This is a genomic window from Erythrobacter donghaensis, from assembly GCF_002155425.1.
GTDB lineage: Bacteria > Pseudomonadota > Alphaproteobacteria > Sphingomonadales > Sphingomonadaceae > Erythrobacter > Erythrobacter donghaensis.
In genome coordinates this window covers 99994-124069 of record NZ_MUYG01000009.1, presented here as the reverse complement: position 1 = coordinate 124069, position 24076 = coordinate 99994, and the positions used below count along the sequence as shown (strand labels likewise).

25 protein-coding genes are annotated in these 24076 nt (G+C 65.9%); 20 read left to right on the top strand and 5 right to left on the bottom strand.

Features of this window, described 5'->3' with window-relative positions; genetic code table 11:
* Positions 1-165 precede the first annotated feature (165 nt).
* On the bottom strand, positions 166-885 hold the full coding sequence (locus BZF59_RS06875) for a ComF family protein (protein ID WP_086607517.1): 720 nt from the start codon (positions 883-885) through the stop codon (positions 166-168).
* A gap of 56 nt (positions 886-941) precedes the next feature.
* Between BZF59_RS06875 and BZF59_RS06870 the strand changes: the two genes are divergently transcribed.
* On the top strand, positions 942-1706 hold the full coding sequence (locus tag BZF59_RS06870; RefSeq protein ID WP_086607516.1) for a methyltransferase domain-containing protein: 765 nt from the start codon (positions 942-944) through the stop codon (positions 1704-1706).
* Here BZF59_RS06870 and ppdK read toward each other — a convergent pair.
* The 3 genes from ppdK to BZF59_RS06855 all read right to left on the bottom strand — a co-directional run bounded on the left by ppdK (position 1703) and on the right by BZF59_RS06855 (position 7783).
* On the bottom strand, positions 1703-4375 hold the full coding sequence (gene ppdK, locus BZF59_RS06865; protein ID WP_086607515.1) for a pyruvate, phosphate dikinase: 2673 nt from the start codon (positions 4373-4375) through the stop codon (positions 1703-1705). The genes BZF59_RS06870 and ppdK overlap by 4 nt on opposite strands.
* A 124-nt stretch (positions 4376-4499) precedes the next feature.
* Positions 4500-6851, bottom strand: coding sequence for a glycine--tRNA ligase subunit beta (gene glyS / locus BZF59_RS06860; protein ID WP_086607514.1), 2352 nt, complete (start codon positions 6849-6851; stop codon positions 4500-4502).
* Positions 6851-7783: a glycine--tRNA ligase subunit alpha gene (locus BZF59_RS06855; RefSeq protein ID WP_086607513.1), complete on the bottom strand. Its 933-nt coding sequence runs from the start codon at positions 7781-7783 to the stop codon at positions 6851-6853. The genes glyS and BZF59_RS06855 overlap by 1 nt, the downstream gene beginning before the upstream one ends.
* A 153-nt stretch (positions 7784-7936) precedes the next feature.
* Between BZF59_RS06855 and BZF59_RS06850 the strand changes: the two genes are divergently transcribed.
* From BZF59_RS06850 to BZF59_RS06765, 18 genes are all read left to right on the top strand, one after another.
* A complete protein-coding gene (locus BZF59_RS06850; protein WP_086607512.1) occupies positions 7937-9004 on the top strand; it encodes a TraB/GumN family protein in 1068 nt (355 codons plus the stop codon).
* Positions 9005-9149: 145 nt separating this feature from the next.
* The gene (locus BZF59_RS06845; RefSeq protein WP_086607511.1) at positions 9150-9527 is read left to right on the top strand and encodes a UrcA family protein; all 378 of its coding nucleotides are present in this window, start codon (positions 9150-9152) and stop codon (positions 9525-9527) included.
* A gap of 72 nt (positions 9528-9599) precedes the next feature.
* Positions 9600-10097, top strand: coding sequence for a hypothetical protein (locus tag BZF59_RS06840; RefSeq protein ID WP_086607510.1), 498 nt, complete (start codon positions 9600-9602; stop codon positions 10095-10097).
* The gene (locus BZF59_RS06835) at positions 10094-10471 is read left to right on the top strand and encodes a hypothetical protein (protein WP_086607509.1); all 378 of its coding nucleotides are present in this window, start codon (positions 10094-10096) and stop codon (positions 10469-10471) included. Before BZF59_RS06840 ends, BZF59_RS06835 begins: the two co-directional genes overlap by 4 nt.
* Positions 10471-10935 carry a hypothetical protein gene (locus tag BZF59_RS06830; RefSeq protein WP_086607508.1) on the top strand — a complete coding sequence of 155 codons (465 nt, stop codon included), beginning with the start codon at positions 10471-10473 and terminating at the stop codon, positions 10933-10935. Before BZF59_RS06835 ends, BZF59_RS06830 begins: the two co-directional genes overlap by 1 nt.
* Entirely contained in the window at positions 10932-11126 is a 195-nt protein-coding gene (locus BZF59_RS06825; protein ID WP_086607507.1) for a helix-turn-helix transcriptional regulator, read from the top strand. The genes BZF59_RS06830 and BZF59_RS06825 overlap by 4 nt, the downstream gene beginning before the upstream one ends.
* Positions 11113-11778 (top strand): hypothetical protein, encoded by a 666-nt coding sequence (locus BZF59_RS06820; RefSeq protein ID WP_143738118.1) that lies wholly within the window; start codon positions 11113-11115, stop codon positions 11776-11778. The genes BZF59_RS06825 and BZF59_RS06820 overlap by 14 nt, the downstream gene beginning before the upstream one ends.
* Positions 11775-12230, top strand: a complete 456-nt coding sequence (locus BZF59_RS06815; protein ID WP_086607505.1) for a hypothetical protein — start codon at positions 11775-11777, stop codon at positions 12228-12230. The genes BZF59_RS06820 and BZF59_RS06815 overlap by 4 nt, the downstream gene beginning before the upstream one ends.
* 53 nt (positions 12231-12283) lie before the next feature.
* Positions 12284-13210: a TraB/GumN family protein gene (locus tag BZF59_RS06810; protein ID WP_158094286.1), complete on the top strand. Its 927-nt coding sequence runs from the start codon at positions 12284-12286 to the stop codon at positions 13208-13210.
* 24 nt (positions 13211-13234) lie between these two features.
* Positions 13235-14152 (top strand): TraB/GumN family protein, encoded by a 918-nt coding sequence (locus tag BZF59_RS06805; protein ID WP_086607503.1) that lies wholly within the window; start codon positions 13235-13237, stop codon positions 14150-14152.
* A 119-nt stretch (positions 14153-14271) separates the two neighbouring features.
* A complete protein-coding gene (locus BZF59_RS06800; protein WP_086607502.1) occupies positions 14272-14904 on the top strand; it encodes a 50S ribosomal protein L25/general stress protein Ctc in 633 nt (210 codons plus the stop codon).
* A gap of 92 nt (positions 14905-14996) precedes the next feature.
* A complete protein-coding gene (gene pth, locus BZF59_RS06795; protein WP_086607501.1) occupies positions 14997-15578 on the top strand; it encodes an aminoacyl-tRNA hydrolase in 582 nt (193 codons plus the stop codon).
* Positions 15575-16090 (top strand): hypothetical protein, encoded by a 516-nt coding sequence (locus BZF59_RS06790; protein WP_143738117.1) that lies wholly within the window; start codon positions 15575-15577, stop codon positions 16088-16090. The genes pth and BZF59_RS06790 overlap by 4 nt, the downstream gene beginning before the upstream one ends.
* Positions 16090-16596: an AAA family ATPase gene (locus BZF59_RS06785; RefSeq protein ID WP_086607499.1), complete on the top strand. Its 507-nt coding sequence runs from the start codon at positions 16090-16092 to the stop codon at positions 16594-16596. The genes BZF59_RS06790 and BZF59_RS06785 overlap by 1 nt, the downstream gene beginning before the upstream one ends.
* A 27-nt stretch (positions 16597-16623) precedes the next feature.
* The gene (locus BZF59_RS06780; RefSeq protein ID WP_086607498.1) at positions 16624-17616 is read left to right on the top strand and encodes an SDR family oxidoreductase; all 993 of its coding nucleotides are present in this window, start codon (positions 16624-16626) and stop codon (positions 17614-17616) included.
* A gap of 66 nt (positions 17617-17682) precedes the next feature.
* Positions 17683-18783, top strand: a complete 1101-nt coding sequence (gene ychF / locus BZF59_RS06775; protein ID WP_086607497.1) for a redox-regulated ATPase YchF — start codon at positions 17683-17685, stop codon at positions 18781-18783.
* Positions 18784-18831: 48 nt separating this feature from the next.
* Positions 18832-20037: an alkaline phosphatase family protein gene (locus BZF59_RS06770; protein ID WP_086607496.1), complete on the top strand. Its 1206-nt coding sequence runs from the start codon at positions 18832-18834 to the stop codon at positions 20035-20037.
* A 98-nt stretch (positions 20038-20135) separates the two neighbouring features.
* The gene (locus BZF59_RS06765; RefSeq protein ID WP_245806055.1) at positions 20136-20924 is read left to right on the top strand and encodes a DUF1206 domain-containing protein; all 789 of its coding nucleotides are present in this window, start codon (positions 20136-20138) and stop codon (positions 20922-20924) included.
* 20 nt (positions 20925-20944) lie between these two features.
* Here BZF59_RS06765 and mutL read toward each other — a convergent pair whose 3' ends face one another.
* On the bottom strand, positions 20945-22798 hold the full coding sequence (mutL, locus tag BZF59_RS06760) for a DNA mismatch repair endonuclease MutL (RefSeq protein WP_086607494.1): 1854 nt from the start codon (positions 22796-22798) through the stop codon (positions 20945-20947).
* A 203-nt stretch (positions 22799-23001) separates the two neighbouring features.
* Here mutL and BZF59_RS06755 point away from each other — a divergent pair, with 203 nt between their 5' ends.
* On the top strand, positions 23002-24045 hold the full coding sequence (locus tag BZF59_RS06755) for a rod shape-determining protein (RefSeq protein ID WP_086607493.1): 1044 nt from the start codon (positions 23002-23004) through the stop codon (positions 24043-24045).
* Positions 24046-24076: the final 31 nt, after the last annotated feature.

The following is a 24076-nucleotide window of genomic DNA, read 5'->3' as shown; positions in this document are numbered from 1 at the left end:
CAGGGGGTGACCGGACCGCAAGACTGGCAGCGGGGTGTCAGCGCGACCGGTTGAACGATAGGGACTGGATCCCGGCAGCGAAGTTAGGGGGTCGCTGCCACTGCCCGCAAGGGTGGATCCTCACCGTTTCGTCACGTGGCGCCCGGGGTCGAAAGGCCTCGGGCGTTATGTTTGTGGGCTACTCTGATGCGCCGGATGCGCCAGATGGTGCCCTTCCTCCACCCGCGCAAAACAGGCCATCGCGATCGAGGCGGGCCGCGCCTGCGCCAGCGCGGCGATGCAGGCTCTACTGGTCGCACCGCTGGTCAGCACATCATCCACCAGTATGACATCGCGCCCCGCCAGTTGCGCGATCCGCCGCGGGTTGAGCCTGATCGCACCGGCCAGCGCCTGCTCGCGCGCCTCGCGCCCAAGACCGCCGAGGTTTGGCGTGCGGCGGTGGCGAATCAGCCCGGCAACTTCGGCCTCGCCCTTGCCCATCCGCGCCAGCTCGCGCGCCAGCAAGGCCGCCTGATTGAACCCGCGGCTCCACAGTCGCCAGCGATGCAGCGGCACCGGCACCAGCACCGGCGGCGCTCGGCCGGGCGTGACCTCGGGCAGGCGCGCCGCCATTAACCGCGCCAGCAGCCGCGCCAGCGCAATCCGCCCGCCATGCTTGTAGGCCAGCACCAGCCTGCGCGAGGTCTCGGTGTAATAAGTCGCCGCGTAAACCGGCACCGCACTGCCATGCGCCTCAGGCTGAGCGGGCACCTCCAGCGTGCTCCAGCAATCGAGGCACAGCCCCTCCTGCCCCGCAATCGCCGCTCCGCACAGAGGGCAGCGCGGGGGGTAGACCATGTCGATCACGGGGGCGACATGGCGGGCAAGTTGAGCGACCACTGCCATTTCAGGAGTGTCGCACGGCTTGCGCTCCGCTGGCAAGCGCGGCAGGGCGAGCGGCGATGACTGCCCCTGCGATCCCCACGATCTTCAGCCCCCGCCGCCGCGACGCCCGCCTCGCCCGCGCCCGCCGCCGCGCCGCTGCGCCGGATGCTGCGCGGTTTCTGGCCGAGGACATGATCGAGGACACGCTCGAGCGACTCGCCTTCCTCCGCCATACCCCGGCGCGCGCGCTTGTGCTCGGCGAGTGGACGGGCACGTTGGCGCAGCATTTGCGGGCGGGCGGTGCCGAGGTCGATGATCCCGAAACCCTCGATCTGGAAGCGCCCTTCCCAGCTGGCGGCTTCGATCTAATCGTGGTGGTAGGTGTGCTCGATGCGGTCAACGACCTGCCCGGCGCACTGATTCACCTGCGCAACGCGCTCGCGCCCGGTGGGCTGGTGATCTCGCACTTCATCGGCGGCCAGAGCCTCGCTGCCCTGCGCGCCGCCATGCTGGCTGCCGAGCCCGAGCGGCCCGCGGGCCGCATCCACCCGCTGGTCGATCCGCGCGCTGCGCCGGGGCTGATGCAGCGCGCCGGTTGGAAAGACCCGGTTGTTGATACCCACCTGCTTACCGTGCGCTACTCATCGCTCGACCGTTTGGTGAGCGACCTGCGCGACTCCGGCCTCGGCAATGCGCTGGCGAAGCCCGCCGCGCCGCTTGGCAAAGCCGCCCTTGCCCGCGCCCGCGCCGCCTTTGCCGCGCGCGCCGACGCAGACGGCAAGACGCCCGAGACCTTCGAGATCGTCACCCTCACCGGGCGGCGATCGCTTGCCGGAACCTAGCCCTTCTTCAGCGCCGCTTGCGCTGCCGCAAGCCGCGCGATCGGCACGCGGTAGGGCGAGGCGCTGACGTAATCGAGGCCCACGCTTTCGCAGAAGGCAATGCTCGCCGGATCGCCGCCATGCTCGCCGCAGATGCCGAGCTTGATGTCGGGCCGGGTCGCCCTGCCCCGCTCTGCCGCCAGTTCGACCAGCTGACCGACGCCTTCGATATCGAGGCTGACGAAGGGATCGCGCGGGAAGATGCCCTTGTCGACATAGACGCTGAGGAAACGCGCCGCATCGTCGCGGCTGACGCCCAGCGTCGTCTGGGTCAAATCGTTGGTGCCGAACGAGAAGAACGCGCCCTCCTCGGCAATCTCGCCCGCCATCAGCGCCGCGCGCGGCAGTTCGATCATGGTGCCGACGAGGTATTCGACCCGCGTGCCGACCTCGGCGAACACTGCCTCGGCCGTCTTGTCGACCAGCGCCTTGAGGATCGCGAGTTCGCGCCGGGTCGCCACCAGCGGGATCATGATTTCGGGCAGCGGCGCTTCGCCCGTCGATTGCTTCACTGCGCAAACCGCTTCGAAGATCGCGCGGGTCTGCATTTCGTAGATCTCGGGATAGGTGATCCCGAGGCGGCACCCGCGATGGCCGAGCATCGGGTTGAATTCGTGCAACTCCCCCGCGCGGCGCTTGAGGTGATCGACCCCCAGCCCCGTCGCATCGGCAAGCTCGGCGAAGTCCTCATCCGCATGTGGCAGGAATTCATGGAGCGGCGGATCGAGCAGGCGGATCGTGCAGGGAAGCCCGGCCATCACCTCGAAGATCGCGGTGAAATCGGCGCGCTGTTCGGGCAGCAGCTTCTCCAGCGCACGGCGCCGTCCGGCCTCGTCCTCGGCAAGAATCATCTGGCGAACCAGCGAGATACGCGAGGCTTCGAAGAACATGTGTTCGGTGCGGCAGAGCCCGATGCCCTCGGCCCCGAACTGGCGCGCCATGCGGCAATCCTCGGGCGTTTCGGCATTGGTGCGCACCTTCATGCGCCTGAGCTTGTCCGCCCACACCATCAGGACGCCAAAATCGCCCGCGAGCTCGGGCTCGACGGTCGGGACGATGCCGAGCATCACCTGCCCGGTCGCCCCGTCGAGGGTGATCGCATCACCCTCCTTCAGCTCGGTGGCGCCAATCCTGAGGGTGCGGGTGTTGCGGTCGATTGAAACCTGACCCGCCCCGGAGACGCAGGGCCGACCCATCCCGCGCGCGACAACCGCCGCGTGGCTGGTCATGCCGCCGCGCGCGGTGAGGATACCCTGCGCCGCGTGCATGCCGTGAATATCCTCCGGCGAGGTCTCGACCCGCACCAGGATCACCTTTTCGCCGCGGCCGGCCCATTGCTCGGCGGTGTCGGCGTCGAGCACGATCTTGCCCGCCGCCGCGCCCGGTGAGGCCGGAAGCCCGGTGGTCAGCACGTTGCGCTCGGCCTTGGGGTCGAGCGTCGGGTGGAGCAGCTGGTCCAAAGCCATCGGATCGACCCGCCGCACGGCCTCGCGCTCGTCGATCAGGTCCTCGGCCACCATGTCGACCGCCATCTTGAGCGCGGCCTTGGCGGTGCGCTTGCCCGAGCGCGTTTGCAGCATCCACAGCTTGCCACGTTCCACTGTAAATTCAATGTCCTGCATGTCCTTGTAGTGAAGTTCCAGCAGGTCGAACACGCGGGCGAGTTCGGCGTATGCTTGCGGCAGCGCCTCTTCCATCGAGAGCGGCTTGGCTCCCGCCGCATCACGCGCGGCCTTGGTAAGATATTGCGGCGTGCGGATGCCCGCGACGACGTCCTCGCCCTGCGCGTTGATCAGGTACTCGCCATAATAGGCGCGGTTGCCGGTTGCCGGATCGCGGGTGAAGGCGACCCCGGTGGCGCTGGTTTCGCCCATATTGCCGAACACCATCGCCTGAACATTGACCGCCGTGCCCCAGTCGGCGGGGATGTCGTTCAGCCGGCGGTAGACCTTGGCACGGTCAGAATCCCAGCTGTCGAACACGGCGCGGATCGCGCCCCACAGCTGTTCGTGCACATCCTGCGGGAACGGCTTGCCCAGTTCCTCTGTGACGATCCCCTTGTACTCGCTCACCAGCGCCTGCCAGTCTTCGGACGACATCTCGGTATCGTTGTAGAAGCCCTTGTCTTCCTTGGCGATCTCGAGCGCTTCCTCGAACAGGCCGTGATCGATCCCGAGCACCACGTCCGAATACATCTGAATGAAACGGCGGTAGGAATCCCAAGCGAAACGCGCGTCCCCGCTCGATGCCGCAAGCCCCGCAACCGTCGCATCGTTGAGGCCGAGGTTGAGCACCGTGTCCATCATGCCCGGCATCGAGACCCGCGCGCCCGAGCGGACCGAGACCAGCAGCGGATCGCCCGCATCGCCGAATTTCTTGCCCACCGTCGCCTCGACATGGGCCAGCGCCGTGCTCACCGCACTTCGCAAGCCGTCGGAGAAATCCGCACCATCCCTCAGATAGGCAACGCATTCTTCAGCGGTGATCGTGAAGCCCGGCGGCACCGGCAGGCCGATGCTCGCCATCTCGGCCAGGTTCGCGCCCTTGCCCCCGGTGACGGTCTTGTCCTTCTGGCGCGGATCGGAGTGGTCGGCGTCGCCACCGAATACATAGACCGTCTTCAGTGTCATATTGCTTCCTACGCTGTGTTGGGAACGTGACAAAGGTTACAGCGTGTCACTTTCCATACAGGGGTCATGGCCTTGAAATTATACACCTTTGCTCAAGGTGACACGAAAAGATATGCGAGAGAAATCACCCCTCGATCCGGCTGAAATCGGCGACACGGTGGACCGCATCACGGAAGCGCGCCAGCAGGGTAAGGCGTGCTGCGCGCTTGTTGGCCTCCTCGGCGTTGACAGTCACCTCTTCAAAGAACCTGTCGATGGGCGCGCGCAAGGTGGCGAGCGCGGCCATCGCATCGGAGAACCGTTCCGCTGCGACCGCCTCGGCAGCGCGCGGGGCAGCAGCGTCGAGCGCGTCGATCAGCGCCTTTTCGGCCGGTTCGGGCGTGTAGGAAAGATGCTCCGCCGCGGCGTGGCGCTCGGCCATCTTGGCAGCGATCACCGGCGCGAGATCGGGATCGTCGACCCCCGACAGCGGATCTTCCTCGCCGGTCAGCGAAATCTCGCCTTCGATCCCGCGCCAGTCTTCCTTCTTGAGGATGTTCGCCGCGCGCTTGTAGCCCGCGAGCAGGTTCGCGCCGTCCTCGGTGGTGACGAAGGCTTGCAGGGCGTGGACACGGGCGAGAAGGCGGACGAGGTTGTGCTCCCCGCCAAGCGCGAAGACAGCGTCGATCAGGTCATGGCGGACGCCCGCTTCGCGCTGCTGGACTTTGAGGCGGTCGAGGAAAAAGCCGATCACGGGTGCCGGATCGATGGTCGGCGCAATGCTGTTGGCGATCTGGTGCCATGGCATGGCGCTGAAGGACCAGTTGTCGACCTTGCCGTCCACTTGTCGGTAGCTGACAAGGTCGCTCTTCGCGGCAAAGCCGAGATGCGGTTGCAAACGCCCCACATGCGAAAGCAAAAGCGGCCCGGTGGTGCCGGACTGCAGCCGCCGGATCTCGTTCACCATGTCCACGAAGGCGGCATAAGACCAGGCGCAAGTGATCAGGCCCTTCAGCGATACGCGTAGATCGTTTTCGACAATCAGACGAATGACGCCAAGCGCCGCGCGCCGCAGGGCAAACGGGTCTTTCGAACCGGTCGGCGCTTCGTCGATCGCGAAGAAGCAGGCAATCGTATCGAGCTTGTCCGCCAGACTGACCGCGACCGAAAGCGGCGCCGTGGGCACATCATCGCCCTGCCCGACCGGCTTGTAGTGATCGCGGATCGCCTCTGCGACTTCCTGCGGCAGCCCTTCCTTGGCGGCGTAATATCCGCCCATAAGTCCCTGCAATTCGGGGAATTCGCCGACCATCTCGGTGACAAGATCGGCCTTCGCAAGCCGAGCGGCCTGCTCCGCGAGGTCGGGATCGCCTGCGACAACGCCCTCCTCGCAAAGCCCCCGCGCCATAAGCGCCACCCGCTCGACCTTGTCGGCGACGGTGCCCAGCTTCTCATGGAAGGTGATGCGCGCCAGCTTCTTCGCGTGTTCGGCGAGCGGGGTCTTCTGGTCCTGCTCCCAGAAGAAGCGCGCGTCGGAGAGCCGCGCGGCCAGAACCTTGCGGTTACCGTCAACCACCACGGCTGCGTCAATAGGCGCGATGTTGGCGGTGCAGACGAAGGCGTTGGCGAGTTTGCCCTGCGCGTCCTCGCACACGAAATATTTCTGGTTCACCCGCGCGGTGAGCTGGATCACCTCGGGCGGCACGTCGAGGAAACCCTCGTCGAAGCGGCCGAGCAGCGGGACGGGCCATTCGGTCAGGCCAGCGTTCTCGATCACCAGCCCCTCGTCGGCAACCAGCATGAGGCCTGCGTCAGCGGCAACCTTGGCCGCGCCTTCGCGGATGATGGCGGCGCGCGAATCGTGATCGACGATTACCTTCTCTGCTGCCAGCAGTGAGAGGTAATGCGCCTTATCTGCGTGATGCAGAACAATCGGTCCGCTCGAATGGAAGCGGTGGCCATAGGTCTCGCGGCCTACTGGAACGCCGGGCACATCACATTCGAGCACATCGCCATCGAGCAGTGCGACAATGCCAGACAGCGGGCGTACCCATCGCAAGCTGTCGGTGCTGACCGACGCCTCGCCCCAGCGCATCGACTTGGGCCAGCTGAAGTCGCGAACAAGCGTTTCCACAGCCTCTTGAAGAACACGAGAGATTGGGCGTCCAGCAGCCAAGCGCTCCAAAAAATAGATGCCGTTACGCTCTACGAGCTCTTCTTGTTTGGCGAGGTAGCGCCCCAAGAATCCATTTATGGCTTGGTCAGGCGCGCCAACCCGAGGCCCCTTCACCTCGACTGAGGTTGCCTCGGTTTCCAACGGAAGACCCCGAGCGATCAATGCCAAACGACGGGGGGTTGACCAGATTGTCAAATCCTCTGCGCTTATCCCGTCAGCGTCCAATTGTTTCCGGAACAGTTTTTCCAGTTCCACGCGCGCCCCAGCCTGCATTCGGGCAGGGATTTCCTCGCAGCGCAGTTCGAGCAGGAAGTCGGCCATCAGACGAGGCTCCATCCGGGATACTTGGCCTGCCATTCGGGCGTCATCTTCTCCGCATAGGCCTCGCACGACGAACGCGCCAAGTCGCGCACGCGGCCCATGTAGCTGGCGCGTTCCTGCACCGAGATCACGCCGCGCGCCTGCAACAGGTTGAAAACATGGCTCGCCTCGACCGCCTGTTCATAGGCGGCGATGGGCACGCCTGCGGCCAGCGCATTGCGGCACTCGGCTTCCGCCTTGGCGAAGAGATCGAACAGCGCGTCGGTGTTGGCGACCTCGAAGTTCCATTTCGACATCTGGCGCTCGTTCTCCAAGAACACCTCGCCATACGTCACGCCCGCAGAGTTGAACGCGAGGTCATAGACGTTGTCGACGCCCTGAATGTACATCGCCAAGCGCTCCAGCCCGTAGGTGAGCTCGCCCGCGACCGGCTTGCAATCGAAGCCGCCCATCTGCTGGAAATAGGTGAACTGGGTGACTTCCATCCCGTCGCACCACACTTCCCAGCCCAGCCCCCATGCGCCGAGTGTGGGGCTTTCCCAGTCGTCCTCGACAAAGCGGATGTCGTGCGCCAGCGGATCGATCCCGATCGCGGCGAGGCTTTTGAGATAGAGCTCCTGAATGTCCGATGGCGAGGGCTTCAGGATCACCTGATACTGATAATAGTGCTGCAGCCGGTTGGGGTTTTCGCCATAGCGCCCGTCGGTCGGGCGGCGGCAGGGCTGGACGAAAGCGGCGTTCCACGGCTCCGGCCCCAGCGCGCGCAGGGTGGTCGCGGTGTGGAAGGTGCCCGCGCCCATGCGCATGTCGTAAGGCTGGAGGATCACGCATCCGGCATGGGCGCTCCAGAAGTCGTGGAGCGTCAGGATCATGTCCTGAAACGAGCGCGACGGATCGCGCGCAGGCGGGGTAAAGAGGGGCGCAGCACTCATGGCGGCTCGCCATGGCCGAACGCCCCCCGAGCGTCAATGCCGCAGCGCAGCACGATGGGGCAAAGCGCCTCCGCCCGCTCGCAAGCGCTTGACATGCGCGCGACCTGCGGCAGCTTGCCGGTCAACATCAATATTGCCGCGAGGCCCTGATTCATGAAGCGTTTTCGTCATTCCACAGGCCTTGCTCTGGCTTTCGTGCTGGCACTGGCGCCGCTCGCCGCGCAGGAGCCCTCGGTGGCGGAAGAGGTAGCGGCTGAGCCGGCCCTGCCCGCCGAGCCGGTCCCGCTGCGCTGCACCGGGCGGCACGGGTTCCGCCACGGGGGCGGCGCGGTTCTGCCCGCACGGCCGGCGCGCGCTGCGCCGCGGCAGGACTACGAGCCCGCCCCGGCGATGTGGCGCCTTGCCGACGACGACACCACGATCACCATCTTCGGCACCTTCCACGTCTTGCCCGAAGGCTTCCGCTGGCGCACCCCGCTGTTCGACCGGGTGATGGGCGAGGCGCAGGAGGTCGTGTTCGAATCCCGCGACGACAAGGCAGAGGGTGAGGCCGAGGCCGAACTGACCCCCGAGGCGCTGCGATTCATGACCCTGATGATGCGCTACCGCCCGGCCGAGCCGCTGTCCGCGCGCCTGTCCGAGCGCAACCGGCCCAAGCTCAAGCGGATGCTGCAGCTGGCGGGTCTTTCCGCCGATCAGATCGAATATGCCCCGCCGATGATCGCGATGTTCGCCATCGCCGAAGCCACCGCCACGGCCGAGGGATCGCTGCGCGATTTCGGGGTGGAGACCGTGATCGAAGCCGAGTTCAAGGCCAGCGGCCGGCCCATTTCGGCGATCGAGGATCCGATCCAGGTGCTCGAAAACCTATTCGGGATCGACGAGGCGCAGCTGATCGGGATGATCGACGAGGGGTTTGACGGGTGGGACGGCTGCGCTCTGGTCGAACCGGGCGCCAATGATTGGGAGACCGAGCACAACTGGGCGCAGGGCAAGTTGGGTGACGCGGCGGTGACCGAAATGCTCGAAGACCCCTTTGGGCGTGCCTTCTACGAAGTGCTGCTGGTCGACCGCAACCGCGCCTGGACCGAGTGGCTGGAGAATCGGATGGCGCGGCCCGGCAACCTGCTGCTGGCGGTCGGGGCCGGGCATATGGAGGGGCCCGATTCGGTGATTCTGATGCTGCGAGAGAAGGGGTTTATCGTCGAGCGAATTCAATAGGAAAGGCGCGTATTTGTCGCATCGGCCTGACTTCAAGTCAGGTTATCTTGACATCGTCAGCGAATCACGACATAAAGTCAGGGCAACCTGACATTCCGGAAGGTTGCACTGACACAACCAACTCTTCCTCCCCAGGAGATCCGCCATGTCCTTCCGTACCCCGCTTGCTTCGTTCGGTGCCCCCCTTGCTGTCGCCATCGCCCTGATGGCAGCCCCCGCCAGCGTCAACGCCGCCCCTGTCAACGCGACCGAATTCGAGGCCCCCGTCGCCCATGACGATCTCGACCTCACCACCCGCGATGGTGTCGCCCGGCTCGATGAGCGCGTGCGCACCAAGGCGCGCCAGATGTGCGCCAACGGAGGCCGCGACAGCGCCTCGCTGCGGCTCGAACGCGAATGCCGCGAGAGCGCGCTGGCAGCCGCCGCGCCGGAGATCCGCGTCGCCATCGCCAATGCGCGGGCCGACCGGATGCGCTTCGCCGAAAACACCCCCGCATCGCCCGCCGCCACTCCGGGCGCGTGATGCAACCCGGCGGAGGGGTTAGCCCCGCCCCTCCGCCGGCCCCCTTATAAAGGTGGCAACGAGAGCGCCTGAATGACCATTTCCGACGGCAAGCCAGACAAGCAGCGGCGCTACCGCGCCTATTTCGTGCTGATGAATGCCTCGCTTGCGGCATTGGTCTACAGCCTGCTGGAATTGCTCGTCGACCGTCTGACGGGGTTCGATCCTCAGGACCACATGTCGCCCCTGGTCACGGTGATTTACTACACGCCATTGGTGGTGCTGATGTTCTTCGTGCCGATGTTTCTGATTTGCGCGAAGTTTATGCGCGACGAATATGCTGAGCAATTGTGGCGCCGAACGTCGGTGGTTTTGGCCTACGCCACCGCTGCATTGCCCCTCATAATCTTTATTCTCGCTTGGGTCTGGTATTTCGCGACCGGCGACACGAAGGCTGAGCAAGTGCATTGGTCTCTGCGCTGGCTGTCCGACAAGGTTCAATGGGGCGATGCCCTTATTGTCGTGTGGATCGGCTACATGATGGCCTTCGTGGTGATCTTCCAATTCCTTCGCTGGAGAGATTCGCGGTGAACAAGGCCAGCATCTTCATGGCCGCCAGCTGGACCGGGCTTGGTGCGCTCATTCTCACCGCCGTCGCTGCGGTTGCGGACGCGCCGCTGGTGGTTGCCGTGCCCCTGCTTCTGCTCGTGATCGGCAGCAGTTACGTCATGCTCGCGACTCGCCGCGCGGACGAATACACCGAGGGGCTGTGGAATGCCGGGGCAAGCGTCGCCTTCGGGACCATGTTGCTGACCTTCCTCGGCCTGCCCGCTGCCGAAGGCTTTTTCGACGGCGTGACCGGCACCGAAGACGGCCATAACATTCCCGCTACCGTGGTGCCCATACTGGCGATCGCCGCCTTCTACATCGGCCTGTTCGTCAAGCGCCTGCTGGGGGACATGTAATGCCCTACAAGCCCAATACAGTCGGCGAGCGTGAGCGCAGCAACCAGTTCGTGGTGCTCTGGTTCAGCGTGGGCGGTGCCGTGTTCAGCTTTGCCAATCTGTTCATCGGCATGGACAACATGCTGAGCGCAGTGGCTTTCGGATCGATGGCTGGCGGCCCCTTGAGCGTCGCCTTCGGCACCCACGCGGACGAATACCTCCAAAGCCTTCTGAAGACCGGGTTGCGCTGGATGAGCGCGGTGCTGGGTGTCTATCTCGTCGCGCTGTTCATCCTTGCGTCCGGAGACGTAGCCAACGAGCTTGGTTATGCCTTTGGCGGCGGCGGCGCACAGCGCGAGGCAGTCGGGATCGAGGCGCTCGCCATGAACGGCCTGACGGTCGCCATCGCGCTCACCCTCGCCTTTTACGCCGGTTTCGCCTTCCAATGGCTGCGCGATCGCTGGGACGCGAGCGAAGACGAATGAAAAACCGCCTCAAAGTCCTGCGCGCCGAACGCGACTGGAGCCAGGCTGAGCTGGCCGGGCGGCTCGACGTGTCGCGTCAGGCGGTGAACGCCATCGAGACCGGCAAGCACGACCCCTCGCTCCCGCTCGCCTTCCGCATCGCGCGCCTGTTCGACATGCGTATCGAGGAGATTTTCGATGACGAACTCTGACGATATCCCCGGCATGGCCGAAGACGATGACAACAGCCTTGGCGCGCGGTTTCGCCGGTTTGCTGTCCCGGTGCTGTCGTTCGCGGCAGGCCTGACGCTGCTGCTGAGCGGCATGGCGTGGGGCGCGATACAGGTGGCCAAGGACAATATCGCATCAATCGATGTGGCGGGTGCGATGATCGTAGGACTCATCGGCGGCGCAATCGTGGTCGCGACCTTCCGCAAGTGGCCCACCCTCACGCAGGGCGACCCCGTCACCCCGCGCACCCGGCGCTATGGCTGGGCAATGGTCGCGCTGATTGCCTTTTCCATGCTGATCACGCTGGTCTTCGCCCGGCCCTCGGGCGGAGGTCTCGCGAACGATCTCTATTCCAACGGCCCGCTGCCGACCGATCTTGCTGTGGGCGCAGCGCTGCTGTGGCTGGTCAGCATGCCGCTGCTTGCCGCCATCACGCGCCGCAATATGGACGAGGTCGAGCGTGACTTGCTGATTTTCGGCGAGAGCGCCGGTTTCCGCTTCTTCACCACGGTCGCCCCCGCATGGTGGCTCGGCTATCGCGGCGGCGTGCTGCCCCAGCCCGATGTGATGATCCTGTTCGTCGGGGTGCTGATCGCATCCTTCATCGCCAACATGGCCCGGAGGCTGACATGACCGACCCGAACCTCGGCTCTGACCCCGGCCCCGGCGAGGCCCGTCTCCGCCAACGTCAGCGCGTTCAGGTCATCACCATGTTTGCCGCAGCCGCGTTGGCGGGAGGAATCGGGTTCCTGACCGGCTATTTCGACCAGGGCGATGGCAACCTGCTCCTGGGCGATTGGAACAAGTTGAAGCTGTCGCCTGCGCTGGCCGTGCTGATCGCCGCTCTCTCGATAACCGTCTTCCTGATCGTGCCGATCCAGAACATGAGGAAGGCCGACGATTACCAGCGCGAGGTTTCGCTGGTCGCGTTCACCGGTGGCTTCTTCGCCGTGACCGCGGGCTTTCCGGTCTGGGCGGCGCTTTATGCCGGAGGGTTCGTGCCGCCGCCCCACGCCTTCGGGGTCTTTGCCATCGCCTATGTCGCGATGCTGGCCTCGTTCCTCTATGCCCGCTGGAAAATCTGACCGGTGGCCTTGTTTCAATGCCCCCCTACCCACTCCTCCGAAAGGACCATTCGATGAAACTTGCCTCGCTGCTTGCCCTCGCCGCCGCCCCGCTCGCGCTGCTGGCCGCCACCCCGGCGCTGGCCGACCATCATGCCGAGCCTGTCGCCACGACCACGCCCGCCACGCCGGGCCTGTGGAAGGTCGCAGACGAGGATACCACGATCTACCTGTTCGGCACCTTCCACTTCCTGCCCAAGGACGTCGAGTGGCTGACCCCGCCGGTGGCCGAGGCGATGGATTCGGCCGATCTGGTGGTGAAGGAACTGGGCCCCGAATCCGAAGACATCGCCAACATTCAGGCCGCGGTGGTCAAGCATGGCCTGCTTGCCCCCGATCAGTCGCTTTCCGGCCTGCTGACGCCCGAGCAGAACGCCAAGCTTGCCGAGGTGGTGGCCGAGCTTGAACCGCAGCTTGCCGCCAATGGCATGTCGCCCGCGGTGCTCGATCGGCTGCGTCCGTGGTTCGTGTTCATCAACCTCACCGTCGCCAAGTTTGGCCAGATGGGCTTTGGCGCCGAGAGCGGGGTCGAAAGCGTGATCACCGAACGCACCAAGGACAAGGAGCGGATCGGGCTGGAAACGCTCGACCAGCAGTTCGGCTTTTTCGCCTCGCTGTCCAACGAGGATCAGGTCAGGCTGCTGATGACCACCGTCGAGGGTCTGGACGAGATCGAAACCGCCCTGCCCGCGATGGTCGAAAACTGGCGGATGGGCAAGGTCGATGAACTCGCCGCGCTGCTCAATGATGACATGAGCGAGGCGAATATCAGCGATCTGATCCTGTTTGATCGCAACGCTGCCTGGGCCGAGTGGATCGGCGCGCGGATGGATCAGCCCGGCACGGTGTTCATCGCGGTGGGCGCAGGCCACCTGGGCGGGCCAAAGAGCGTGCAGGATTTCCTCGCGCAAAAGGGCATCACCGTCACCCGCGTCCAGTAAGCTGGCACGCGGCGGGTGAGGATCATGTCGGTACGGGAAGGAACGGCGCAGACGCAGCGCAGCGGCGTGCAGGTCACGCTGCTGCTGCTCGCCGCGCTGCTCCTCGCCCTGCTGGCCGGGTGCCGAGAGCCTCCGCCCGACGACCCGCCGAACCCGCTGCTCTACGAAATCGCCTCGGCCGATGGCACTGTAGAGGGCTGGATGCTTGGCACGATCCACGCCCTTCCGGAAGGCACCCGCTGGCGCACGCCCGCCATAACGCAGGCCGTCTCCGAGGCCGATCTGCTGGTGGTCGAGATCGCCGCGCTGGATGACAGCGCGGCGCTTTCGCGCACCTACGCCGAGCTTTCCGCGACCCCCGGCCTGCCGCCGCTGGCCGCGCGCGTTCCGTCCGATCTGGCCGACCCGCTCGCGAAGCTGATGGCGCGCGGCGATCTCGATCCGGCCCGCTTCGGCGCGACCGAGACCTGGGCGGCAGCCATCGCGCTCGCGCAGGTCGATGCGACGGGCGATCCCGCCAATGGCGTCGACCGCGCGGTGCTGCGCGATTTCGCGGGCCGCCCCGTGCGCGAGCTGGAGGGCGCGCGCGGTCAGCTTTCACTGTTCGACCGTCTCCCCGAAACGCAGCAGCGCGCGATGCTCGCCGCCGTGGTACGCGAGAGCGACAAGACGCGCGCCGATCCCGAACGGCTCCAGCGCGCCTGGCTGGCGGGCGATGCGGACACGATCGAACAGGCCACCCGCGAAGGCTTCCTCGCCGACCCCGCACTGCGCGAGCCGCTGCTCACGGGCCGCAACCAGCGCTGGGCCAATGCGCTCGTCCCGCTGCTTGGCCAGCAGCCCCGCCCGCTGATCGCGGTAGGCACCGCGCACCTTGTCGGACCCGAGGGGCTGGTCGCGCTGCTCGAAGCGCAGGGCTACCGCGTGCGCCGCCTCCCCTAAAGCGGTTGCCAAACCGGCCATCTCTCTCTAAGGGCCCGCGCTTCGGTGCTTCCGGTCATCCCTGGAGGCGGTCGCACCGGTGACAACTGCAATCAAACACGCATTCGAAAGGCATCCGTATGAGCGAGACTCTTACCCTGCCGGCCGAAGCGCGCGAACGGGCTGGCAAGGGAGCCTCCCGAGCACTTCGCCGCGAAGGTCGGACCCCTGCTGTCATCTATGGCGGCAAGGAAGAACCCACCATGATCCACGTCGAGCAGAAGGAACTGGTTCGTCAGCTGATGACCGGCCACTTCATGAACTCGATCGTCAACATCGAGATCGGTGGCAAGTCCGTCCGCACGCTCCCGAAGGATGTCGCCTTTCACCCGGTGACTGACCGCCCGACCCACGTCGACTTCCTGCGCCTTTCGGCGGATTCGAAGGTCGAAGTTGCGGTGCCGGTGGTGTTCATCAACGAAGAAAAGTCGCCCGGCCTCAAGAAGGGCGGCGTGCTGAACGTCGTGCGCCACGAACTCGAACTGGTTTGCGCCAGCGATTCCATCCCCGACGAGATCCAGATCGATGTCGGCGGCAAGGACGTGGGTGATGCGATCCACATCAGCGAAGTGACCCTGCCCAAGGGCGTCACCAGCGCGATCACCGATCGCGATTTCACCATCGCCACGCTCGTCGCCCCCTCGGCGCTCAAGAGCAGCGAAGGTGACACCACCACTGCCGACGTCGCCGACGCAGACGCCGACGCCGAATAAGCGATCGGCCGGTAACGGCTTCGCAAACGCCGGGCTTCCTTTGCGGGAAGTCCGGCGTTTCGTTTTGTGGGCAGCATCGCTAGGGAAACATCATGCAGATCTGGGTCGGCCTCGGAAATCCCGGACCGCGCTATGCGCTCCACCGGCACAATGTCGGCTTCATGGCGGCAGACGTCATCGCCGACATGCATGACTTCGCGCCGGTGCAGAAGAAGTTCAGCGGATGGGCGCAGGAAGGGCGGATCGGCAACCACAAGGTCCTGCTGCTGAAGCCCGCGACTTTCATGAACGAAAGCGGCCGCGCAGTGGGCGAGGCGCTGCGGTTCTACAAGCTGGGCACCGAAGCGCTGACCGTGTTCCATGACGAGCTCGACCTTGCCCCCTTCAAGGTCAAGGTGAAGCAGGGCGGCGGGCATGCGGGGCACAACGGCTTGCGCTCGATCGACCAGCACTGCGCCAGCCTCGGCGCGCCCGATTATCGCCGTATCCGGCTCGGGATCGGCCATCCCGGGCACAAGGACCGGGTGACTGGCCATGTTCTCGGCAACTTCGCCAAGACCGAGGAGGACGATCTCGCCGCCATGCTTGGCGCGGTGAGCGCAGAGGCGGCGTGGCTGGCAAAAGGCGATGACGTGCGCTTCATGAATGATGTGGCGCTGCGGATGCAGTGGTGATCGTGGCGCGGGGGCCGATCATTATCCGCCAGCGCTGGTGGGGGCATCTGGCTGTGCTGCTGTGTCTGCCGATCTTCGGCATATTGGCAGCGGCGATGGCGTCGTCCGGTTTCGCACTGTTCGCCAAACCCGGTGGCTGGTGGCGGGGTCTCATAATCCTTGGTGGCGCCGGGTTGATGTTGCTCATCGTGGTTCTCCAGCTCAACCACCTCTTCGCCTTCCGGCTCGAGATCTATCCGCATGGCCTGCGTCTGGCCGGCAATTTCTGGAGCCACCGCATAACCTGGCAGGAGATCACGCGGATCGAGAAGCGGCACAATTACCGCGCACCCGGCTATCACGTCGCAATCGAAGTCGACGGATCGCGCCTGCCTCGCCGGCATTGGAGCAACCTGTGGTGGGCCCGCTACCAGATCCCCTCCGGTATGGAGAAGGGCGCTGGCGAACTGACAGACTATCTCAAACGCAAGCGGCGCGAGGCGCTCAAGCGACAGCAATCGGTGGCGGAATAATGCGCCGCGTCCTCATCATCGGCCCCTGCGGATCGGGCAAGAGCACCCTTGCCCGCGAACTCGCGCCGCGCATGGGCCTCCCGCTCGTCCACATGGATCAACTCGGCTGGCAGGCGGGCTGGGTCGAGACCGAAAAGGCCGAATTGCACGCCCGCCTCGCCGAGGTGGTGGCGCAGGACGAATGGCTGATCGAGGGCAACTACGGCAGCACCCTCGCGCCCCGGCTCGCGCGGGCGGACACCGTGATCTACCTCGATTTCCCGATCCGCCTGTGCCTGTGGCGGCTGGCGAAGCGGATCGTGAGCCACCGTGGCCGCTCGCGCCCCGATATGCCCGAAGGTTGCCCCGAACGCTTCGATGCGGCGTTCTTCTGGTATGTGATGAACTGGAACAGCGGCCCCGGCCCGCGCACCGAGGCGAAGCTGGCGGGCTACTCCGGCACACTGATCCGCCTGCGCACCCCGGACGCGCTTGCACAATGGCGCAGAGCCAATAGTCTGGACTGACGCCCGCCTCAGCCAAGGACTTGCCCCATGAGCCTCGACCGCCGCGCCCTGCTCGCCGGAGCTGCCGCCACCGCCGCACTCACCGCCCAGCGCGCCCGTTCCGCCGAGCCGGTTTACACACCCCAACTTTCCTTCGCGGGCAAGAGCGTGCTGATCACCGGCTGCTCCTCGGGCTTCGGGCGGCTGACGGCGGAAGTGCTGGCACGGCAGGGCGCGCGGGTATTCGCGACGATGCGCAACCTCCCCCGCCCCGAGGCGGACGAACTGACCGCGCTGGCGAGTGCCGAGAGCCTCGACCTGCACGTCATCGGGATCGACGTGACCGACTTGAAGCAGGTCAACGCCGGGGTGAAGGAGGCCGAGCGGATCAATGGCGGGCCGCTCGACGTGCTGGTCAACAACGCCGGGATCGGCATCACCTCCCCGGTCGAGGTGCAGGACATGGAGGCCACCCGCCTGATCTTCGACACCAACGTCTTCGGCCCGCACCGCATGGCGCGCGCGGTGCTGCCGGGGATGCGCGGCAAGGGCGGCGGGCAGATCATCCAGATTTCGAGCCAGCTGGGCCGTGTCATCGCGCCTTATTCCGGGCACTACTCAGCCACCAAGTTCGCGCTGGAGGCGATGAGCGAGCAGCTTGCCTACGAGCTGGTGCCGCACCAGATCGACGTGACCATCATCGAGCCCGGCGGCTATCCCACCAAGGTTTGGGTCAATCGCAATATCTACTCAGCAGCACTCAAGGCACGCTCGATGGCGATCCACAACAAGGGCTACCCCGATCAGGTCGCCGCGATGGGGGCAGAGGACGGGTCGGGCCGCAGCAACGATCCGATGGACGTCGCCCGCGCCATCGCGGGGCTGATCGCCCAGCCCCCCGGCACGCGGCCCTTGCGCCTGCCGGTCAGCGGCGGCGCGGTTCCGCAAACGCCGATCAACACGGTCACCGCGCAGGTGCAGACCGACTGGCTCGGCAATTCGCGCGCCGGGCCGTTGGTGCGCGCGGTTCACCAGCGGTGAGGCTCTAGCCATTCGCGGGCCACGCGGCTAAGGGCGGCGCTTTCCTGATAGCCAAGGCAATTTATCATGGGTTTCCGTTGCGGGATCGTCGGCCTGCCCAACGTGGGCAAGTCCACTCTGTTCAATGCGCTGACCGAGACGCAGGCGGCGCAGGCGGCCAATTATCCCTTCTGCACCATCGAGCCCAATGTCGGCCAGGTCGCGGTGCCCGATGACCGCCTCCAGAAGATCGCCGCCATCGCCAAGAGCGCCAAGATCATCGAGACCCAGCTCGGCTTCGTCGACATCGCGGGTCTGGTGAAGGGCGCCAGCAAGGGCGAAGGTCTCGGTAACCAGTTCCTCGGCAATATCCGTGAGGTGGACGCGATCGTCCACGTGCTGCGCTGCTTCGAGGATGACGACATCCAGCACGTCGCCAACAAGGTCGATCCCATCGCCGATGCCGAAGTGGTCGATACCGAGTTGATGCTCTCCGACCTTGAAAGCCTCGAAAAACGCGTCCCCGCCGCTGCCAAGCGCGGCGCGGCGGGCGACAAGGAAGCCAAGGCCATGGCGAGCGTGCTCGGGCAGGCGCTCGACCTGCTGCGCGACGGCAAGCCTGCGCGCCTCACCGAGCCCAAGGACGAGGAGGAAGCGCGCCTGTTCAAACAGGCCCAGCTGCTCACCGCCAAGCCGGTGCTGTATGTCTGCAACGTCGCCGAGGAGGACGCCGCCGAGGGCAACGAGTTGTCCGCCAAGGTCTTCGCCAAGGCTGCGGCCGAGGGTGCAGAAGCGGTGGTCGTCTCCGCCGCGATCGAGGCCGAGCTGGTCGCCATGCCGGTGGAAGACCGGGGCGAATTTCTGGAGGCGCTGGGCCTCACCGAAAGCGGCCTCGCCCGCGTGATCCGCGCAGGATACAAGCTGCTCGGCCTCAAGACCTTCTTCACCGCCGGTCCCAAGGAAGCCCGCGCCTGGACCTTCCCCGATGGCGCCAAGGCCCCGCAGGCAGCCGGCGAGATCCACTCGGATTTCGAACGCGGCTTCATCCGGGCCGAAACCATCGCCTATGACGATTACGTCACGCTCGGCGGCGAAGCGGGCGCGAAGGAAGCGGGCAAGCTGCGCCAGGAAGGCAAGGAATATGTCGTCCAGGACGGCGACGTGCTGCTGTTCAAGTTCAACGTTTGATTGCGCGCCGTCGCCGTTCTGACATCCCGCGTGCATAGGGGGCGAACCATGCGCCTGATCCTGCTGATTGCCGCCCTCGTCCTTGCTCCCTTTGCCGCTTCGGCAAAGGAGCCACAGCGCCCTGTCACCGTGCTCGTCGGCATCGACGGCTTCCGCCCCGATTATCTGGATCGCGGGATCACTCCGAACCTGTCTGCGCTCGCCAAGGCAGGCGCCAGCGGGTCGATGCGTCCGAGCTTTCCGACCAAGACCTTCCCCAATCATTATGCGCTCGTCACCGGCAAGGTGCCCGACCGCAACGGCATCGTCGGCAATTCGATGATCGATCCGCGCCGTCCGGGCGAGATGTTCAGCCTCGGCAATGCGCGTCAGGCGCTCGACCCCTTCTGGTGGGACGAGGCCGAGCCGGTCTGGATCGCCGCCGAGCGCGCAGGGCTGCGCACCGCGACGATGTTCTGGCCGGGCAGCGAGGTCGCGATCGGCGAGATGCGCCCGCGCGACTGGCTGCGCTTCGATCAGAACGTCACCAATGTGCAGCGCGTCACCACGCTGATCGACTGGCTGCGTCGCCCCGCGAGCCTCCGCCCTGCCTTTGCCACGATCTATTTCGACACGGTCGACACCGCAGGCCACCGCTTCGGTCCCGACAGCGCCGAGGTGAACGCCGCCATCGCCGAGGTCGACGCGCGGATCGGCGAGCTCGTTGCAGGCGCGAAGGCGCTGGGCGTGGCGGTCAACTGGGTCATCGTCGCCGACCACGGGATGCGGCAGGTGGACGAGGCCCGCGTGATCCAGCTCGACGATTTGCTTGACCGGGCGAGCTACATCGCGGTCGAGACCGGCCCCTATGCCGCGATCGAGCCTGCCGCCGGCACCGACAACCGCGTCGCCGAGGCGCTGCTGGTGCCGCACGAGCACATGACCTGCCAGCGCAAGGAGGACCTGCCCGCGCGCCTCAAATACGGCACCAACCCGCGCGTCGCGGCGATCATCTGCATCGCCGAGAATGGCTGGACGATCCTGTCTGGTGCCCCCGCCTACCCCGTGAGCGGCGGGGCGCATGGCTATGACAATGCCGACCCGGACATGCTCGCGGTGTTCATCGCCAGCGGCCCGGCCTTCGCGCGCGGTGCGAGGGTTCCGGTGTTCGACAATGTCGCGGTCGCCGCCCTGCTGCGGGCTGTGCTCGGGTTGCCGGAGGATGCTTCGGCGGACGGCAAGCTCGCCGACATCGAAAGCGCGCTGCGCCGCTGACCGCCGCCCCTCCTGCGCGACGATTTCCAGCGCGGAAGGAACAAGTCTCCGTGAACACGGCTCTTGCTTGCACATGGCAAGGCAAGAGGAACGCGCAAGTGAACAACGGGACGGGTAAGCTAGAGATGCTGGTGCGGGTCGGCTTTTTCGCCCGCGCGGTGCTCTATACGGTGCTGGGCTTTATCGCGCTTGGCGCGATCGGACAGATCAGCGAGGGCACCACGGGCATCTTCGCGACGGTTGATTCCATCCCCGGCGGTACGGTCCTGCTATGGGTGCTGGTGGTCGGTCTTCTGGCATATGCGCTGTTCCGCTTCGCCTCGCCCGCTTTCGATATCGAGCACAAGGGTTCTGACGCCAAGGGCTGGGCCCAGCGGATCGGCCATGCCGGAAGCGGGATCGGACACCTCGCGCTGGCGTGGACGGCCTACAAGTTCGCCACCGGCGCAGCAGCGGGAGCGGGCGGAGGCGCGTCCGAGGCGGCGCAGGGCATGTTGTCCTTCCCGCTCGGCGGGGCGGTGATCGGCATTCTCGGCGTTACCTTCTTCCTCGCCGCGGTGGCGCAGGGCCTGAAGGCCGCGACCGCCAAGTTCATGCACAATATTTCCCCGAGCGCGCCTGATCAGACCAAGCTGGTCGGGAGGATCGGTTACGCCGCGCGCGCGGTGACCTTTGCGGTGATCGGCTGGTCGCTGATTGAGACCGGTTTTATGGCCAAGGGATCGTCGAACGTGAAGACGCTCGGCGAGGCGGTCGAATCGCTCGCCGGGACGGGATGGCTGTTCACCCTCGTCGCGATCGGCATGGTGATGTTCGGGGTCTTCAGCCTCGTGCTGGCGCGCTATCGCATCATTCCCGACATCGACGAGCACGCCCGCCGCGCCTAGCGCGCGGTGCGGAGGGCGGTTCAGTGCCGTCCAAACAGCTTTTCGACATCTTCCATGCTGAGCTTCACCCAGGTCGGTCGCCCGTGATTGCACTGGCCTGACCTTGGCGTCGCCTCCATTTCGCGCAGCAGCGCGTTCATCTCTGCGACGCTGAGCGTGCGGCCTGCGCGCACCGATCCGTGGCAGGCCATTGTCGCCAACACCAGTTCGAGCCGTTCGGCGAGCAGCAGCGCGCCGCTGTCCTCCTGCTTGCCGTGCTTGGCGATATCGTCGGCGAGGTCGCGCAGCAGGCGGGCGCTGTCGGCCTTGGGCAGCGCAGCGGGGAGCGCGCGGACCAGCATCGCGGCGGGCCCGAAGCGTTCGATCACGAGGCCGAAACGCGCAAGTCCCTCCGCTGCATCCTCCAGACGGTCGCAATCGACCTCGTCCATTTCGACCACGTCGGGCACCAGCAGCGCCTGCGAGCGGCGGTTGGCCTCCCCTGCCCCCGCGGCGCGCAGGCGTTCGAGCACGAGGCGTTCGTGCGCGGCGTGCTGATCGACCAGCACCAGGCCATCGGCGGCCTCGGCGACGATATAGGTGTTGGCGACCTGCCCCCGCGCGATGCCGAGGGGGTATTGGCGCGCTTCCTCGGGAACGGGTGCGGCTTCCTCGGCCCGGCCCTGCGGCGCGGGGAGCGGTGCGCTCCAATCCTGACGCGCCTCGCCGAGCCGCGGTTGCGCCGCCGTCCAGTCGCGGCCCGAGAAGATGCTGGCAAGTGCCGGTGACTGTGTTTCGACCGCTGCGGCAGGCTCGCTCACCCACCTGCCCATGGCGGCGCGGTCCGGCCCCTGCGCCGAGCGGCGATCCCCTGTCGCGAGCGCCTGCCTTAGCCCGCTGACAATGAATCCGCGCACTCCGGCGCTGTCGCGGAAACGCACCTCGGTCTTGGCCGGATGGACATTCACATCGACATCCTGCGGCGGCAGCTCGAGAAACAGCGCCAGCACCGCGTGGCGATCCCGCGCGAGCATGTCGGCATAGGCACCGCGCACCGCGCCCACCAGCAGCCGGTCCTTCACCGGGCGGCCGTTGACGAAGAGGTATTGGTGATCGGCCACGCCCCGGTTGTAGGTCGGCAGGCCCGCAAGCCCCGTCAGCCGCATCACCCCGTGCGGCGTGTCGCGGTCCATGGCGATGGCGACCGAGTTGTCCTTCAGCTCATGCGCGATGATCCGCGCGACGCGGGTCGCCAGCTCCTCACCGGCTTGCAGGTTGAGGACGGTGCGCTTCGCCCCATCGCTCGCCGTCTCCAGCGTGAAGGCAATATCGGGCCGCGCCATCGCGAGGCGGCGGACAACGTCGAGGCAGGCGGCATATTCGCTGCGTGCGGTGCGCAGGAACTTGCGGCGCGCGGGCACCTTGTCGAACAGATCTTCGACGCGCACGCGCGTGCCCGGTGGCAATGCGGCAGGCTCGTCCGCCAGCAGCGCGCCGTGATCAACCACCCGGCGCCAGCCTTCCGCAGAGCCCGCCTCGCGGCTCTCGATGGTGAGCCGCGCGACACTGGCGATGCTTGGCAGCGCCTCGCCGCGAAAGCCCAGCGTCGTCACCAGCTCGATCGCGCCGTCGGCGCCGATCAGCGAATCCGGGAGCTTGGAGGTGGCATGGCGTTCGAGCGCCAGCGCCATGCCATCGGGCCCCATGCCGCACCCGTCATCGACCACTTCGATGCGCGCAAGACCGCCCTCGCCCAGCACCACACCGATTCGCTGCGCACCCGCATCAATCGCGTTCTCGACCAGCTCCTTGAGCGCTGCAGCAGGGCGTTCGACCACCTCTCCCGCAGCAATACGGTTCACAAGTGACGAAGGCAGGCGGCGGATTTCGGGCATTTGTCGCACGCTAGCGATGGGCCGTCGCAATTTCGAGGGTGGGCGGCATAAAATCGCCGTCACAGTGGACAAATATTTTGGCCTTTTGCCTGCGGATTCGCTAGGCGCGGCCTGTCATGTCATAACCGGGTCGAATTCCACCGCCACCGCCCCTCTCAGCGGCGTGCGGCCCTCGCCCCGCCACCACTGGAACACCTTCATCCATGAGCTTTCTGTCCAACTTCTTCAAATTCGGTTCGCAGAACATGGCCATCGATCTCGGAACGGCCAACACCCTCGTCTACGTGCAGGATCAGGGAATCGTTCTGAACGAGCCTTCGGTGGTCGCGATCGAGACGATCAACGGCATTCGCCGGGTCAAGGCCGTGGGTGACGATGCGAAGATGATGATGGGCAAGACCCCGGACAGCATCGAGGCAATCCGCCCGCTGCGCGACGGCGTGATCGCTGACATCGAAGTGGCCGAGCAGATGATCAAGCACTTCATCCAGAAGGTGCACGGCAAGAAGTCGATGTTCCGCTATCCCGAAATCGTGATCTGCGTGCCTTCGGGCTCCACGTCCGTTGAGCGTCGCGCGATCCGCGACGCGGCCTCGAACGCGGGCGCTTCGGACGTGCACCTGATCCTCGAGCCGATGGCCGCGGCGATCGGTGCCGACATGCCGGTGACCGAGCCGGTTGGCAGCATGGTGGTCGATATCGGCGGGGGCACCACCGAAGTTGCCGTTCTCTCGCTGCGGGGCCTTGCCTACACCACCTCGGTGCGCACCGGGGGCGACAAGATGGACGAAGCCATCGTCTCCTATGTGCGCCGCCACCACAACCTGCTGATCGGTGACGCCACGGCAGAACGCATCAAGAAGGATTACGGCATCGCCATGATCCCCGAAGACGGAATCGGCGAGACCATCACCCTGAAGGGCCGCGACCTTGTGAACGGCGTTCCCAAGGAAATCACCATCAATCAGGCCCATGTCGCCGAAGCGCTGAGCGAACCCATCGGCGCGATTGTCGAAGGCGTGCGCATCGCGCTCGAAAACACCGCACCCGAACTGGCAGCGGATATCGTCGATCAGGGTATAGTGCTCACCGGCGGCGGTGCTTTGATCCGTAGGCTCGACGAGCATCTGCGTGAAGAAACCGGCCTCCCCGTCTCGGTCGCCGAAGACCCGCTGCTGTGCGTCGCCATCGGCACGGGCCGGGCGATGGAAGATCCGATCTATCGCGGCGTGCTGATGACCGCGTGAGTGCGCTGCGCCTAAGTCAGAAGGGATCCTA

What these genes read in the sequence shown, in the direction of transcription:
- BZF59_RS06855 (WP_086607513.1), bottom strand. Translation starts at nt 7,783, where the DNA reads ATGAGTGCTGCGCCCCTCTTTACCCCGCCTGCGCGCGATCCGTCGCGC.
- BZF59_RS06840 (WP_086607510.1), top strand. Translation starts at nt 9,600, where the DNA reads ATGACCATTTCCGACGGCAAGCCAGACAAGCAGCGGCGCTACCGCGCC.
- glyS (WP_086607514.1), bottom strand. Translation starts at nt 6,851, where the DNA reads ATGGCCGACTTCCTGCTCGAACTGCGCTGCGAGGAAATCCCTGCCCGA.
- mutL (WP_086607494.1), bottom strand. Translation starts at nt 22,798, where the DNA reads ATGCCCGAAATCCGCCGCCTGCCTTCGTCACTTGTGAACCGTATTGCT.
- BZF59_RS06875 (WP_086607517.1), bottom strand. Translation starts at nt 885, where the DNA reads ATGGCAGTGGTCGCTCAACTTGCCCGCCATGTCGCCCCCGTGATCGAC.
- BZF59_RS06850 (WP_086607512.1), top strand. Translation starts at nt 7,937, where the DNA reads ATGAAGCGTTTTCGTCATTCCACAGGCCTTGCTCTGGCTTTCGTGCTG.
- BZF59_RS06785 (WP_086607499.1), top strand. Translation starts at nt 16,090, where the DNA reads ATGCGCCGCGTCCTCATCATCGGCCCCTGCGGATCGGGCAAGAGCACC.
- ychF (WP_086607497.1), top strand. Translation starts at nt 17,683, where the DNA reads ATGGGTTTCCGTTGCGGGATCGTCGGCCTGCCCAACGTGGGCAAGTCC.
- BZF59_RS06820 (WP_143738118.1), top strand. Translation starts at nt 11,113, where the DNA reads ATGACGAACTCTGACGATATCCCCGGCATGGCCGAAGACGATGACAAC.
- BZF59_RS06830 (WP_086607508.1), top strand. Translation starts at nt 10,471, where the DNA reads ATGCCCTACAAGCCCAATACAGTCGGCGAGCGTGAGCGCAGCAACCAG.
- BZF59_RS06780 (WP_086607498.1), top strand. Translation starts at nt 16,624, where the DNA reads ATGAGCCTCGACCGCCGCGCCCTGCTCGCCGGAGCTGCCGCCACCGCC.
- BZF59_RS06845 (WP_086607511.1), top strand. Translation starts at nt 9,150, where the DNA reads ATGTCCTTCCGTACCCCGCTTGCTTCGTTCGGTGCCCCCCTTGCTGTC.
- BZF59_RS06800 (WP_086607502.1), top strand. Translation starts at nt 14,272, where the DNA reads ATGAGCGAGACTCTTACCCTGCCGGCCGAAGCGCGCGAACGGGCTGGC.
- BZF59_RS06810 (WP_158094286.1), top strand. Translation starts at nt 12,284, where the DNA reads ATGAAACTTGCCTCGCTGCTTGCCCTCGCCGCCGCCCCGCTCGCGCTG.
- BZF59_RS06825 (WP_086607507.1), top strand. Translation starts at nt 10,932, where the DNA reads ATGAAAAACCGCCTCAAAGTCCTGCGCGCCGAACGCGACTGGAGCCAG.
- BZF59_RS06770 (WP_086607496.1), top strand. Translation starts at nt 18,832, where the DNA reads ATGCGCCTGATCCTGCTGATTGCCGCCCTCGTCCTTGCTCCCTTTGCC.
- BZF59_RS06815 (WP_086607505.1), top strand. Translation starts at nt 11,775, where the DNA reads ATGACCGACCCGAACCTCGGCTCTGACCCCGGCCCCGGCGAGGCCCGT.
- pth (WP_086607501.1), top strand. Translation starts at nt 14,997, where the DNA reads ATGCAGATCTGGGTCGGCCTCGGAAATCCCGGACCGCGCTATGCGCTC.
- BZF59_RS06755 (WP_086607493.1), top strand. Translation starts at nt 23,002, where the DNA reads ATGAGCTTTCTGTCCAACTTCTTCAAATTCGGTTCGCAGAACATGGCC.
- BZF59_RS06870 (WP_086607516.1), top strand. Translation starts at nt 942, where the DNA reads ATGACTGCCCCTGCGATCCCCACGATCTTCAGCCCCCGCCGCCGCGAC.
- BZF59_RS06805 (WP_086607503.1), top strand. Translation starts at nt 13,235, where the DNA reads ATGTCGGTACGGGAAGGAACGGCGCAGACGCAGCGCAGCGGCGTGCAG.
- ppdK (WP_086607515.1), bottom strand. Translation starts at nt 4,375, where the DNA reads ATGACACTGAAGACGGTCTATGTATTCGGTGGCGACGCCGACCACTCC.